This window comes from Coleofasciculus chthonoplastes PCC 7420, assembly GCF_000155555.1.
Taxonomy (GTDB): domain Bacteria; phylum Cyanobacteriota; class Cyanobacteriia; order Cyanobacteriales; family Coleofasciculaceae; genus Coleofasciculus; species Coleofasciculus chthonoplastes_A.
Window position 1 is genome coordinate 292,932 of record NZ_DS989845.1, and the last position, 14,785, is coordinate 307,716.

Here is a 14,785-nt window from a genome sequence, read left to right on the forward strand (position 1 = left end):
TTCAAAGGAGATCCCCGACTTCTTTAAGAAGTCGGGGATCTGGCAGAGAAGTCGGGGATCTGGCAGACTGAAAGGTTATACAGTAGTATTATCAAATTTTGAATAAATTTCTTAATAGATTAGGGTAGCATCTGAGTCGTCAATCCACTCATTACTCGTAGACTAACACTGACGGATGTTACCCAGTTTTTTAGCAAAACCCTCTCTAAAAATGCGTTTGCGCCTTGTCCTTGTCATTCCTTTCCTGCTGCAAATTACGGCAGCCGTGGGATTGACGGGTTGGCTTTCCTTACGCAATGGTGAACAAGCAGTTCATGAACTTGCCAGTGATTTACGCCATGAAATCGCTGCCCGAATTGAACAGAAACTCGATAGTTATTTGCAAATCCCCCATGCCTTTAATCAACTCAATGCCAATGAAACCTGTCTGAATCAATTAAAATTAGACAATTTGCTGGATTGTGAGAAAACCGTCTGGCATCAGATGCAAGTTTTTCCGGTTAGCGCTACAGCCATCGGTACAGAAGATGGTAAATATCTGGAAGTGGTGCGACAAGAGGGGGATAATTTTCAAATTCATGAATCAGTGAATTATACTAAATATATTTATGCCGCGAATCAGCAAGGAAATCGGATAAAGTTATTAGAAACTCCTGCCTACGATGATCACCGAACTCGACCCTGGTACGAAAAGGCGGTAAAAGCAGGTGAGGCAACCTGGAGTGAGGTTTTTCGCTATGAAAATGAAGATACATTAGCGATCGCGGCAAGTCTGCCCCTGTATCAGGATGATACCTTGCTGGGGGTCACCAGTACAATTCTGTCTCTGTCTCATATTGGGGACTTCCTGGAAAACTTGGAAATTGGTGACTTTGGACAGACGTTTATTTTAGAACCGAAGGGAAAGGGAACCTTAGTGGCTACATCGATGAGTGAAGAGACATTTGTCTCTACTGATCATCAGGCGAAATCAGAACGGAATGACTCGATTACCAGTGATAACCCACTAATTAAGGCGACGGCTGACTTTTTAGTTGGGAAATTTGGTAGCTTTGAGACTATCCAAGGAGAATACCAGTTAGATTTTACATTAGAGAAAAAGAAGCAATTTGTCCAAGTTCTCTCCTTTCAAGACGATCAAGGACTCAATTGGTTGATTGTTGTCGTGGTGCCCGAAGAGGAATTTATGGCACGTATCCACGCCAACACGCGCACAACCATTCGGCTATGTGTAGCGGCGTTGATTCTTGCCACCCTTTTGGGATTATTTACCTCGCGTTGGATTAGTCAACCCATTTTACGACTGAGTATGGCATCTTGTGCGATCGCGAGTGGGGAACTTGATCAACGAGTCAAAGTCGAAGGGATTTATGAACTGCGGATTTTATCTAAATCCTTTAACCAAATGGCGCAGCAGTTGCAGGAATCCTTTACCGCCTTGGAAGATGCCAAAGCTGAACTGGAATTGCGGGTAGAACAACGTACAGCGGAACTAAAAACGGCGAAAGAAGACGCGGATACGGCAAATAACGCCAAAAGTGAGTTTCTGGCAAATATGAGTCATGAACTGCGAACGCCACTGAATGGAGTGTTAGGCTATGCCCAAATTCTGCAACGATCAAAAACGATGAGCGATCGCGAATTGGATGGTGTTCGCATCATCCATCAATGCGGTTCTCATTTGCTGATGCTGATTAATGATATTCTCGATTTAGCGAAAATTGAAGCCCGGAAGATGGAACTCCATGGCAGTGATATTCATTTTCCCTCATTCCTGCGGGGTGTTGTCGAAATTTGCCGGATTCGGGCGGATGCAAAAGGCATTTCCTTTATCTATCAACCCACATCATCCCTTCCTGCTGGTATCCACGTAGACGAAAAGCGACTGCGACAAGTTCTAATTAATCTCCTCAGCAATGCGATTAAATTTACCGATACTGGCGGCGTTACCTTTAAAGTCGGCTATGCAGATAACCAAGACAATCACAGTATCGGGGGACACAATGGAGACAAGCCAGAAGGCGTCTCTCATCCCCAAGAAACCTCAACCCCTCCCCATCACCAAATCCGGTTTCAAATCGAAGATACCGGGGTAGGGATGAGTCCCCAACAATTGCAACGCATCTTTTTACCCTTTGAACAAGTGAGCGATCGCAAACGTCAGGCGGAAGGAACTGGACTAGGTTTAGCGATTAGCACTAAGATTGTACAACTCATGGGTAGTACCATTCAAGTCCACAGTGAAGTCGGTAAGGGAAGTGTATTTACCGTAGATCTAGACTTACCCGAAGCCCAAGAATGGATGCAAAAAATTACTACCCCCACTCAGGGTAGAATTATTGGCTATCAGGGCAAATCACACACAATCCTCGTTGTCGATGATCGCTGGGAAAATCGTTCAGTCATCATCAATTTGCTCGAACCTTTAGGATTTGAGGTGATTGAGGCGAATAATGGTAAAGAAGGATTAGATATCGCCATGACAGCTACGCCAGATCTAATCATTACCGACTTGATCATGCCGATTATGGACGGCTTTGAGATGATGCGACACATTCGCCAGTCCAAAACCCTAAAAAATATGCTAATTGTAGTATCGTCAGCCAGTGTGTTTGAGATGGATCGGCATCACAGTTTGGTAGCTGGGGGTAATGATTTTCTGGCTAAACCCGTTCAAATTGATGAGCTACTCCAGACGTTACAACACCATTTGGGACTGACCTGGATTTACGAACCCGCATCAGGGAATGGTAGTCAGTCAGCGGCGGTTAAGGTAACACCATACGAGCAACAAAAACTGGGCAAACCCGAAGCAATTATTTTTCCGGAAGAGGAACTAGACATCCTCTGGGATTTAGCCATGAAAGGTCGGATTAAACTTTTGCTCGAAAAAATTGATAGTATCGAGAGTTCTGATCATAAGTTTGCCCCATTTGCTCAATATATCCGCCAGCTTGCTAAAGGCTTCCAGCTTAAAAAAATACGAGATTTTATTGAGGAAAATCGGTGCATTCACTAAACGCAATTAACCTATCGCTACCCACTAAAAATTATAGCCATGCTTAAGTCCAACTCTACTACGTTGAACCGGATAGAACAACGCAACAAGGCAATGATAGACAAGTTAAATAAAACGATTATTTTAATTATTGACGATAGTCCCAACAATCTAGAAATACTCTCAGAAACCCTGACTAGCGCTGGATTTGAAATTGCCGTTGCTCTTGATGGAGAAACCGCACTTGAGCAAATTGCCTATGATCCACCGACCTTAGTTTTGTTAGATGTGATGATGCCAGGAATTGACGGATTTGAAACCTGCCGACGCCTGAAATCCAATCCTGACACTCACGAGATTCCGATCATTTTTATGACGGCTTTGACCGATACCATTGATAAAGTTAAGGGGTTAAATTTAGGGGCTGTAGACTATATCACTAAACCCTTTCAGCAGGAAGAGGTATTAGCACGAGTCAAGGTGCATTTGAAACTGCGAACCTTAACCAAAACCCTAGAAGAACAGAATACCCGATTAGTTGAGGAAGTTGAACAACGGGGTAAAGCAGAAGCCGCCTTACAAACATTGACCCAGGAATTGGAACAACGAGTGGAAGAACGAACAAATCAACTCGCACAAGCCCTCAACAATTGGCAACAAGCCCAAGCCATGCTAGTTCAAAGTGAAAAAATGTCCAGTCTGGGACAAATGTTAGCCGGAGTTGCCCATGAAATTAATAATCCCATTACTTCGATTCATGGTAATTTAAGCTGTGCGGGTGAATATAGTCGAGACTTACTGAAACTGCTGCAACTCTACGCTCAACATTATCCGAATCCAGTTACCGAAATTCAAGATAAATCTCAAAAAATTGACACAGATTTTCTGGTAAAAGATTTACCCAAAACCTTTAAGTCGATGGAATTAGGCATCGAACGCATTTGCCAAATCATTAAAAGCTTGCGGAATATATCTCGCCTCGACGCAGGCGAAATGATGATGGTTGATTTGCACGAGGGGTTAGAGAGTACGCTGGTTCTCTTGCAACATCGGATCAAACCCACCGGGAAACATTTAGGCATTCAAGTGATTAAAGAATATGGAAAGTTATCGCCCATTGAATGCTATCCTGGACGCCTGAGCCAAGTGTTTATGAATATTCTGGCGAATGCAATTGATGCTTTAGAAGAAGCAGAATTTAGAAAGCAAAATTCCGAAACAATTTCCGAGAGTGATACAACCCCCGCGCCTCCCACCATCTGGATTCGTACCAGAGGGATTGATAACCAGCGAGTAGAAATCCGTATTTCTGATAATGGTCCTGGTATCCCTAAAGAGATACAAGAAAAGCTATTCCACGCCTTTTTCACCACTAAACCTTTTGGCAAGGGAACCGGGTTAGGGTTATCGATTAGTCATGAGATTGTCGTGGAAAAACACAGCGGACAATTACGTTGTGTGTCTCAACCTGGAAAAGGCGCTGAGTTTATCATTGAACTGCCAATTGGTTAATATCATCATTCGTCTTATGTCATTTGTAAAGTTTTGAGGACTATTGACAAAACTCAACCAATCACTGATTTCTTGATAGAATAGCAAAACCTAATACCTGACAAAAGAAGGAGGTGATACCATTGCCAAAAGTTCGTGTGCGCCAACATGTCAATCCCCTGAGTAAAAAATACCTGACTCCAGTAACGCCTCCCCCGTGGGACAAGGTATATCATCAACCCATGCAACCGCTACATCTAGATATAGGTAGTGCTAAGGGTGAGTTTTTGTTAGAAATGGCAACACAACAACCCAATTGGAATTTTCTCGGATTAGAAATTCGAGAACCTTTAGTTGAGAAAGCCCAAGAATTGGTAGCGGAGTTAGGATTAGATAATCTTCATTTCATATTTTGCAATGTCGATAACTCATTAGCGCCAATTTTAGCCTCTTTGCCCCAGGGACTATTAAAGCGCGTAACCATTCAATTTCCTGATCCATGGTTCAAAAAACGACATGCTAAACGCCGTGTCGTCAAACCGGAATTGGTCAATACGTTGGCAAAATACTTGGTCAAAGGCGGCAAAGTTTTTATCCAGTCTGACGTTGAAGCCGTAGCCCAAGAAATGTCCGATCGCTTTACCGAGAATCCAGCCTTTCAACGTCAAGGAACCGAGTGGTTAGCCACGAATCCTCTACCTGTTCCCACTGAACGAGAAACCTACACAATAGCCTGTAAACAACCTGTTTATCGGGCGTTGTTTGTGATTGGTAATTAAGTGAGTAATTCGTCATTCATCATTTGTCATTTGTCATTTGTATTGATTATAGGTGTAGGGGCGGGTTTAGGGACTTTCTTCTCGCCATTGATGATCAGATTTATTCAAAACCCGCCCTTCTACGTCTTATCAAAAACAGATTCCATTTTATTGATTAAAGGTGTAGGAACGGGTTTAGGGACTTTCTTCTCGCTATTGATGATTAGATTTATTCAAAACCCGCCCTTCTACGTCTTGTCAAAAAAAGATTCCATTTTATTGATTATAGGTGTAGGGGCGGGTTTAGGGACTTTATTCTCGCCATTGATGATCAAGATTTATTCAAAACCCGCCCTTCTACGTCTTATCAAAAACAGATTCCATTTTATTAATTAAATGTGTAGGGGCGGGTTTAGGGACTTTCTTATCACTATTGATGATTAGGTTTATTCAAAACCCGCCCTTCTACGTCTTATCAAAAAAAGATTCCATTTTATTAATTAAAGGTGTAGGGGCGGGTTTAGGGACTTTATTCTCGCCATTGATGATCAAGATTTATTCAAAACCCGCCCTTCTACGTCTTATCAAAAAAAGATTCCATTTTATTAATTAAATGTGTAGGGGCGGGTTTAGGGACTTTCTTATCACTATTGATGATCAGATTTATTCAAAACCCGCCCTTCTACGTCTTATCAAAAACAGATTCCATTTTATTGATTATAGGTGTAGGGGCGGGTTTAGGGACTTTATTCTCGCTATTGATGATTAGGTTTATTCAAAACCCGCCCTTCTACGTCTTATCAAAAACAGATTCCATTTTATTGATTATAGGTGTAGGGGCGGGTTTAGGGACTTTCTTCTCGCCATTGATGATCAAGATTTATTCAAAACCCGCCCTTCTACGTCTTATCAAAAAAAGATTACATTTTATTAATTAAAGGTGTAGGAACGGGTTTAGGGACTTTCTTCTCGCTATTGATAATTAGATTTATTTAAAACCCGCCCTTCTACGTCTTATCAAAAACAGATTCCATTTTATTAATTAAAGGTGTAGGGGCGGGTTTAGGGAATTTCTTCTCGCCATTGATGATCAGATTTATTCAAAACCCGCCCTTCTACGTCTTATCAAAAAAAGATTCCATTTTATTGATTAAAGGTGTAGGGGCGGGTTTAGGGAATTTCTTCTCGCCATTGATGATCAGATTTATTCAAAACCCGCCCTTCTACGTCTTATCAAAAAAAGATTCCATTTTATTGATTAAAGGTGTAGGGGCGGGTTTAGGGAATTTCTTCTCGCCATTGATGATCAGATTTATTCAAAACCCGCCCTTCTACGTCTTATCAAAAACAGATTCCATTTTATTGATTAAAGGTGTAGGAACGGGTTTAGGGACTTTCTTATCACTATTGATGATCAAGATTTATTCAAAACCCGCCCTTCTACGTCTTGTCTTTGATGTTAGTCAGGGCGGGTTTTGCTACATACATTATCGGTGGGATTCAAGATTGAGTGGCTAAACCTGCCCCTACACGCCCCTACAATTAATTGACAGACGTTCCACCGGAACCTCTTACCGGATCGTCACGCGATCGCGCCCCTGTCGTTTTGACTCAAATAGTGCTTCATCAGCCGCCTGCACCAGCTTTAATGGATCATCATCTGGATGGGGAATCATTGAAGCAACCCCTAAACTCAGGGTGATAATTGAGGAATATCCGCACATCCGATAGGGATCATGGGAAATATTTAAGGCTTTGACACGTTCTCGGATTTGCTCTGCTAATTGTACCGCTTGCTCTCCATTTATGTGTGGCATAATTATGGCAAATTCCTCCCCACCAAAACGAGCAACTAAAGCCCCTGAATGCTTAACGCACTCCCGAATCGCTTGGGCGATTTGCTCTAAACAAAAGTCTCCCGTCAGATGACCAAACGCATCGTTAAACAGCTTGAAAAAATCGATATCTGCTAAAATCAATGCCAGGGGAACCTCTTCTTCCGCTAATCTCTGCCATTCTTGGGCAAGGTGATCGTCAAAGTCGCGGCGATTCGCCAACTTAGTTAAGTCATCAATTCTTGATAAATACTTTAACTGTTGATTCTCTTGCTCTAACTGTCCAATACGCGGATCAGTTGGCGATTCCAGGGAGAGTTGTTCCCTCAAATAAAGCCGATATAACTTACATCGGATTGTCGCCTGATTTCCCTGTAGTTTTATCAACCCCATACTCTCTAACTTATACGCCGCGATCGCGTCTAAACGCACAGAATCTGTTGCCATAACAACCTGTTGTAACACCGCTACTAACTCCGGATTCTTTTCCAGGGTGGCGAATTGACGCCGCAAATGATGACTATAAACTCCCGCCAGGGTTGGTGCTTCCTCTAATAACTGCGCTAAGGTGAGATCGGTATAACGCAGGTGATAAAATGCCAGTTGAATTAGATAAGGATGTCCTCCCACCATTGCCATTAAGTCGGCGACTTGAGACTCATCCATCCCATCGAGTTCATAACGACGGGCTAACTCCTGTACTTGCTCTAACGTTAACTCCGACAAAACCAAGGGTAGTCCCACATTAAAGGGAGATTGATTAATATTTAATGACGTATAAATTTCCGTCGAATGCACCACAACAAAGCGCAGTTGCTCAAACCCCTCATCCAGTTGGGCTTCTTCATGCCAGGAACGCAGTAATGGTAGAAAGTCCCTGGCAATTGTGTCATACTCTAACAGCCGATTAACTTCATTCAATGTCAGCAGAATCGGCGTGTCAATTTGCTCTAGCAGATATCCTTGAAAATAGAAGGTACAGCTAACTTTGCTACCAATATCTTCATCCCAATAGTCATCCAGATTAGGTGGGATTTGCAACTGCCGAGCGACATTAGCGCAGAACCAGCGCAGAAATTTATCCAGGTTGACAAAAACCGATTCATCAGCTTGTTGGAAGTCCAGATTAACTATGTGGAATCCTTGCGCCTTAGCCTGAGCAATAATCCGTTGCAGCAGAGAACTTTTCCCCATCTTTGAGGGCGCTTTGATCCGAATGATACTGCCGGGTATGCCAATTTCTGCGTAAGCGAGTTCTTCGACAGGGGGGCGATTGATGTAAAATTCGGAGTTAAGTGGCAGAGGACTACCAGGGAATTCTAACCGAGCTGATGTTCTAGTTTGGTTTAACATAGTAGTGCTTGAGTGGCTGAGAGGGAATGGGGCTGAGATATCTTCCTTACGGTTGATGATATAGTGCTCAACTACAGTATTAATATTATTTTTATTGACTTTTTCTCCAATAATCTGAGAAAGGCGTTGCCAAAGTTTAGCACCAACATCTCGAATATAACTCTCTTCATATCCAATGTTAGCCGAAATCTCCGTATAGGTTAACCCTTGCCACGTCAAGTGAAAGACTTGTTCTTGAATGTTACTCAGTGGCGGCTTACGAAGCATCGAACTCAGGACAGCTAGCGCTTCTATACTATTCATTGAGTATCATTATGTGTTGGATTAACTCAGTCGCTTTAAGTTTATTTTAAGGGACAGAGTGCCAAAAACCAACATTTTCCAACAAAAATGTCTATTTTGGTTCATTCTGAACACCAGAGCGGAAAGTATAGGACATTATCCAACAGATAAGGTAGAAGGGGAGCAGTATACTGAAAACGTGACAGAGTTTTCTTTTTATCTCAACTAAAAAACAAAACCACTTTTTTGAATATACTCACAGCAATTTACCCCTTGTTAGGGCAATAACTATTCAATAACTGTAGTTATTATTTATTTTAAAAACGGCATAAAATACCGCTCACAGGATACACCGCTAATTTATATTAGCGCCGTTTACCAGGACGATGAATGGGTGTTTTCGGTCAGGGATAATGGAATAGAAATTGCTCCGAGACGTAGCCGCCAGATTTCCAAAATTTTTTAACGCCTGTATAGCAAACAGGAGTATCCAAGAATGGAAATTGGTTTAACCCTGTGTCAGACAAGAGTGGACAATCATCGTGGTAAACTTAGGGTAGAATCTTAACTCGGTTATGGTTCAAAGTTTTACTTTACTTTTGCTGATTATCAGGGTTAAAATTATGGGTACTCAAGGCACGTTAACTGATTTTTCTCTACCAGCGATTTTTCAGTGGCTTGAGAAAGGGCAGAAAACAGGTGTACTAGCGATTCATCCCTTCATCGGTGTCCGTTTCGCGTCTGATACAAACTTGCAATCAGATGTAAGCGTTAGAGGAAACACAGGAAATGAGGAAGATAGGGCGTCAACCCTCAAGACGCGCCATGGAACGTCTCAAGAATCAGTCAGGACGAGTTTTGAACCAACGTTACCACCTGTAGCAAAACCAAAGCAGATCAACTCGTCTCTACAAATTCAACACTTTCCCAATCACTACATCTGGATAGCTCAAGGTCGAATAGTCGCCGCCGCTAATCGGTTCGATGGACAGGGTTTGATATCCCTGATTCGACGGGATCAATGGGTAAGCGATCGCGTCTTAAGCAAATTATTACAGCGTTGCTCCCTGAATCACCAACCCTTGGGATTATGGCTCAAAAGTAACGGCGTCTTGGATAGCGCACAACTCGAACAAATCTTTGAGATTCAACTCGTAGAGCAAATTGTTCCCCTATTTCAACTCAAGAATGCTCAGTTCAAATTTGAATTGAGAGCGGCTTTACCTGCACTGGAAATGACTGGTTTAAGCATATCCACAACCGAAGCAACAATGATGGTATCGGGAGCGTTGAAACAGTTTAGTGGGTGATGGGATGATGGAGAGCAGAGGGAGCCGGGGAAGCAGAGGGAGCTGGGGAAGCAAGGGAGCTGGGGGAGCTGGGGGAGCTGGGGGAGCTGGGGAAGCAGAGGGAGCTGGGGGAGCTGGGGAAGTTGTGAGTTAACTCAAAACTCTACCTTCCCTGTTCCCTGTTCTTTGACAAATGACGAATGACAAACTTAACCGCGATCGCAAACCCATTTCCATAGTGGATGACTCGGACCTTGATGACATATCCGACGCACCTGATGCGCCAAGCGTTGTTTTTCGGCGGACGGAATTCCAAATAAAATGTTGCGACTTTGCCAAACTAAAACCGCCGTCGTCATCCCAATACAGATAGCTAATCCCAAAATAGGCAGACGGTTAAATGCAATACTATATCGTAAACCTGACCAGGTAAAATTCTCTTGCAACAACAATAACTCATAACGCCAACCCCAAAGACTCAGCGGAGCAACACTAATCCAAAGAATACCCACGAATAACCAACGACCATACACCGTCAGTTGATGCAGGCGCTGAACTTTCACCTTTATTGTCGGCTCAAGGTGATCTGGAGTGTTGTGAGAAGTCTGAGTGTCTGACGGCTCCATTATAATTAAAGACAATTCCAATTATGCTTTGTCCAAAAATTCAGCTTCGATAACCTGGGTAGCTTTGGTTTGACCTGTGCGTTCTCTCCAGAATGCTAATAGGGTACTGGCAACAAAAATACTCGAATATGCACCAGCGATAAACCCTACAATTAGGGCTAGGGCAAAATATTTTAACGTTTCTCCGCCAAACAAGAAAATAGACACCAACGTTAATACCGTAGTTAACGTGGTATTAATTGACCGGGTAAGGGTTTGATTAATCGCATCATCAACTATTTGATCAATATGTTGGTCGGGATGCTTGGCAATGACCTCCCGGATGCGATCGTAAATAACTACGGTATCATTAACAGAAAATCCAATAATTGTCAATAGAGCGACGACAAAAAGGCTATCAACCTCTACACCTTGGACTAAACCCAAAATAGAGAAAATGCCCAACGTGACCAAGACATCGTGAAGTAAAGCGATAAACGCCAAAAAAGCATAGTCAAACTGAAACCGGAACGAGAGGTAAACCAGAATCCCGGCAAAGGAGACGAGTAATGCCAGTAAACCGGATGTAAATAACTGTTGTCCGATGATTGGACCTACCGTATCAATTTGAGTCGCGGCTGGATCGAATTCCCCAATCCTTTCACTTAGGGCTTTTTGTAACTGACTGCGCTGTTCAACATCTAACGTTTTCGTCCGAATCGTCAACCCTTGTTGTGCAGAACCGATACGCTGAATCGTACTATTACCCAGATCCTGTTCATTGAGAACCTCGCGCACCTCTGCCAGCTCTATCGGTTCGTCGCAGTTACCGGGTACAGTACAATCGAGTTCAACTTGCAGGCGTGTCCCGCCAACAAAATCAAGACCGGGACGCAGAGGCGCTCCTAGCTGTGCCGTAGAAATCGCCATGGAAGCGATACCAGCCAGGATGATTACGGCGGAAATGCTCCACCAGAGCGATCGCTGTTTGATTACACTAAATTTGGTCATTTGTCATTCGTCATTTGTCATTCGTCATTCGTTATTCGTCATTCGTCATTTGTTATTCGTCATTCGTTATTCGTCATTCGTTATTCGTCATTCGTTATTTGGTCGGGGCGGGTTTTGCCGCCAAGCTAGCGATAACAATCAATATTAGTCCCTAAACCCGCCCCTACACACAGATGTCATGGCATCTCTCTACATGACTCCCCCAGCTTCCCCAGCTTCCCCAGCTTCCCCAGCTCCCTCTGCTCCCTCATCACCCCATCACCCCATCACTGAGACGGTGACAGATTCGGACAAAACAGTTGCGGCTTCTGGCGCACCCCAGGAAAGCTTAAAACTAACAACAACATAAACGTGCGAGTACAGGTAAGGGCTGTAAACATACTGATTACCACTCCAATCCCTAGGGTAACGGCAAAGCCTTTAACTAAACCTGAGCCTAGCCAAAATAGAGCCGCACACGCAATTAACGTGGTTAGGTTCGAGTCCAAAATACTGGAGAATGCTCGATAAAAACCCGATTCCACAGAGCGATATAGAGTTTTTCCCTCGCGTAACTCTTCTCGCGTCCGTTCAAAAATTAGCACATTCGCATCTACCGCCATACCAATACTGAGAATAAACCCAGCAATTCCTGGTAGAGTTAACGTTACACCAATCAGGGCAAAGGCGGCTAGGGTGAGTAGAGCGTAGATACTCAGCGCCACATCAGCAATTAAACCGGGGAGACGATAGTAGATTGCCATAAACAGCAACACTAAAATTAAACCGCCAATGGCAGCATAAACGCTGCTTTGAATACTATCTCGTCCCAGGGTAGCGCCGACAGTGCGATTTTCCACGATTTCCACGGGTAACGGTAACGAACCCCCTTTGAGTTGGGCGGCTAAGTCACTCGCCCGTTGCACATCAAAATTCCCAGTAATCACAGCACTACCGCCACTAATCCCCGTTTCCGCGTATTCGGGACCCACCGTGGGGGCGCTGATTAAAGAGTCATCCAGGAAAATCCCAATACTGCGCCCAGTACCCGCCAAGTCTCTAGTCAGTTCCGCAAATCCTTGTCCCCCTTCAGCATCAAAACGGATGGCGACTTGCCAACCATTACCGGCTTGAGTCGGTTGCGCGAAGGCATCTTTGAGGTTTTTTCCTGTCACATTTGTCTTCTCAAACAATTCTGCGATCGCGGCGTTCGAGCGTTCTAAAGCCGCTTGATTTTCTGCGATCGCCTCTTCCTCTTGATCACCACCCTCTTCACTCTCCAGTAGAGCGGCTTGCTCAAATAGCAGTTGCTGGCGCAATTGTTGCTCAATCTGAAGCTGGGCTTCTGTACCTGGTATTTGCTTACGGAAATCCAGTTGTGCGGTTCCCCCTAGCACCCGCTCCGCCTGTTGCGGATCATTCACACCGGGGAGTTGTACTAATATTTGGTCGGAGCCAATAGTTTGAACCTGAGATTCAGAAACACCCAGAGCATTCACGCGACGATCCACCACAGTTTTAACAGCCTCCAACTGATCCGGCGCAATTTCGGTAATCTCTTCTGTGGTTTTCACCTGAATTGTCAGTTGTGCGCCACCCCGCAAATCCAGTCCCTGCTGAAGAGGAATCTTCACCAGCACCACAATTGCCAGAATGATCAGGACTAGAATCAGGGCTACTAACGAACGCTGTCTTTGCATAACTGTGACCCGCCGCAACAAATGCTATCTTAACTCTGTTTCTTTCATATCTTGCACCATTTTCAGTAAGCCCCCCATCCGCCAAGAACTCAACGTCTTGACAAGCGAGCTACTGTCCACGCTGAGTAGAGCGAAATCCCGATCCAGTCAGCTTGAGCTGACTTGAGCTTTTAGCCTTGGGTTTAAACCCAAGGCGGTTTAAGGGGAGTGGTGCAAGATCTGAGTTAAATCTGTAGTGCCAACATCTTTTTTACTCCCTCTGCAATCTGCTGGGGTTGGACAATGGTCAGGCTTTCCAGAGTGCCATTATAAGGAGTGGGGATATCTTGAGACGAGAGCCGCAAGACAGGAGCATCCAATTCATCGAAGAACCGATCATTGATTGATGCCGTTACCTCCGCCCCAATACCACCAGTTTTCATGCATTCTTCCACCAGAATCACCCGATGGGTTTTGCGAATCGATGCGCCAATGGTTTCAAAATCCAAGGGCTTCAGAGAAATCAAGTCAATCACCTCTGGATCAAACCCTTCTTTCTCTAGAGACTTCACCGCTTGGGTGACATGGTGGCGCATCCGCGAGTAGGTGAGAATGGTGACATCTTCGCCCTCTCGGACAACCTCGGCTTTATCTAAAGGCAGGACATACTCCTGATCTGGCAAATCTTCTTTTAAGTTATAAAGGAGAACATGCTCAAAGAACAAAACCGGATTATCATCCCGAATCGCCGCTTTGAGTAATCCCTTGCCATTGTAAGGAGTAGAGCAGGCGACAATCTTTAAACCCGGAACCGCTTGAAAATAGGCTTCCAAGCGTTGAGAATGTTCCGCACCCAGTTGACGCCCCACCCCACCAGGACCACGAATCACCATGGGAATTTTGAAATTACCGCCAGACGTGTAACGCAGCATCCCAGCATTATTGGCAATTTGGTTAAATGCCAAGAGCAAAAAGCCCATATTCATGCCTTCAATAATCGGTCGCAACCCCGTCATTGCTGCGCCCACGGCTAAACCCGTAAAACTATTTTCGGCAATGGGAGTATCGAGAACTCGCAGTTCACCGTATTTTTTATACAGATCCTTGGTCACTTTGTAGGAGCCACCGTAGTGACCCACATCTTCACCAAGCACGAATACCGCGTCATCACGAGCCATTTCTTCATCAATAGCCGCACGCAACGCATTAAAGAAAAGTGTTTCTGCCATCAATACCTCACCAGACGTGGCAAATGTCATCCTAGCATTGCCTAAGCCGCAGGGGAAGCCGGGGAGCGGGGGAGCGGGGAAGCGAGTACGACATAAGACGAATAAGCTGTTCGGCATTTAAACCATAATGTCAAGAATTGCGAAATCCTTGTAGTGCGTTAAGCGAAGCCATGCCGAAGGCTTTGCATCTTGCTCGCTACCCATTTCCAATTTAAATGCGTGACAGCTTATCTCTAACTCAAGCCAAGTTTAATTTTTTATTATCAAAATTAAAGT

The 14,785-nt window shown here is 44.2% G+C and carries 9 protein-coding genes; 4 read left to right on the forward strand and 5 right to left on the reverse strand.

Features of this window, described 5'->3' with window-relative positions; all coding sequences use genetic code 11:
• Positions 1-175: 175 nt before the first annotated feature.
• The 3 genes from MC7420_RS08750 to trmB all read left to right on the forward strand — a co-directional run bounded on the left by MC7420_RS08750 (position 176) and on the right by trmB (position 5,268).
• On the forward strand, positions 176-3,019 hold the full coding sequence (locus MC7420_RS08750) for an ATP-binding protein (RefSeq protein WP_006099946.1): 2,844 nt from the start codon (positions 176-178) through the stop codon (positions 3,017-3,019).
• Between the two features lie 39 nt (positions 3,020-3,058).
• Entirely contained in the window at positions 3,059-4,510 is a 1,452-nt protein-coding gene (locus MC7420_RS08755; protein ID WP_006099800.1) for a hybrid sensor histidine kinase/response regulator, read from the forward strand.
• 122 nt (positions 4,511-4,632) lie between these two features.
• On the forward strand, positions 4,633-5,268 hold the full coding sequence (gene trmB, locus MC7420_RS08760) for a tRNA (guanosine(46)-N7)-methyltransferase TrmB (RefSeq protein ID WP_044206045.1): 636 nt from the start codon (positions 4,633-4,635) through the stop codon (positions 5,266-5,268).
• A 1,550-nt stretch (positions 5,269-6,818) separates the two neighbouring features.
• Here the strand turns inward: trmB and MC7420_RS08775 are convergent.
• Entirely contained in the window at positions 6,819-8,738 is a 1,920-nt protein-coding gene (locus tag MC7420_RS08775) for an AAA-like domain-containing protein (protein WP_006099618.1), read from the reverse strand.
• Positions 8,739-9,292: 554 nt separating this feature from the next.
• Between MC7420_RS08775 and MC7420_RS35000 the strand changes: the two genes are divergently transcribed.
• Positions 9,293-10,027, forward strand: a complete 735-nt coding sequence (locus tag MC7420_RS35000; protein WP_006099819.1) for a DUF4388 domain-containing protein — start codon at positions 9,293-9,295, stop codon at positions 10,025-10,027.
• 188 nt (positions 10,028-10,215) lie between these two features.
• On the opposite strand, the gene MC7420_RS08785 is transcribed toward MC7420_RS35000, so the two are convergent.
• The 4 genes from MC7420_RS08785 to MC7420_RS08800 all read right to left on the reverse strand — a co-directional run bounded on the left by MC7420_RS08785 (position 10,216) and on the right by MC7420_RS08800 (position 14,509).
• On the reverse strand, positions 10,216-10,632 hold the full coding sequence (locus MC7420_RS08785; RefSeq protein ID WP_044205911.1) for a hypothetical protein: 417 nt from the start codon (positions 10,630-10,632) through the stop codon (positions 10,216-10,218).
• 21 nt (positions 10,633-10,653) lie between these two features.
• Positions 10,654-11,622 carry a protein translocase subunit SecF gene (gene secF, locus MC7420_RS08790; protein WP_044205913.1) on the reverse strand — a complete coding sequence of 323 codons (969 nt, stop codon included), beginning with the start codon at positions 11,620-11,622 and terminating at the stop codon, positions 10,654-10,656.
• Positions 11,623-11,888: 266 nt separating this feature from the next.
• Entirely contained in the window at positions 11,889-13,301 is a 1,413-nt protein-coding gene (secD, locus tag MC7420_RS08795) for a protein translocase subunit SecD (RefSeq protein WP_006099675.1), read from the reverse strand.
• A gap of 224 nt (positions 13,302-13,525) precedes the next feature.
• Positions 13,526-14,509, reverse strand: a complete 984-nt coding sequence (locus MC7420_RS08800; protein ID WP_044206052.1) for an alpha-ketoacid dehydrogenase subunit beta — start codon at positions 14,507-14,509, stop codon at positions 13,526-13,528.
• Between the last annotated feature and the right edge of the window lie 276 nt (positions 14,510-14,785).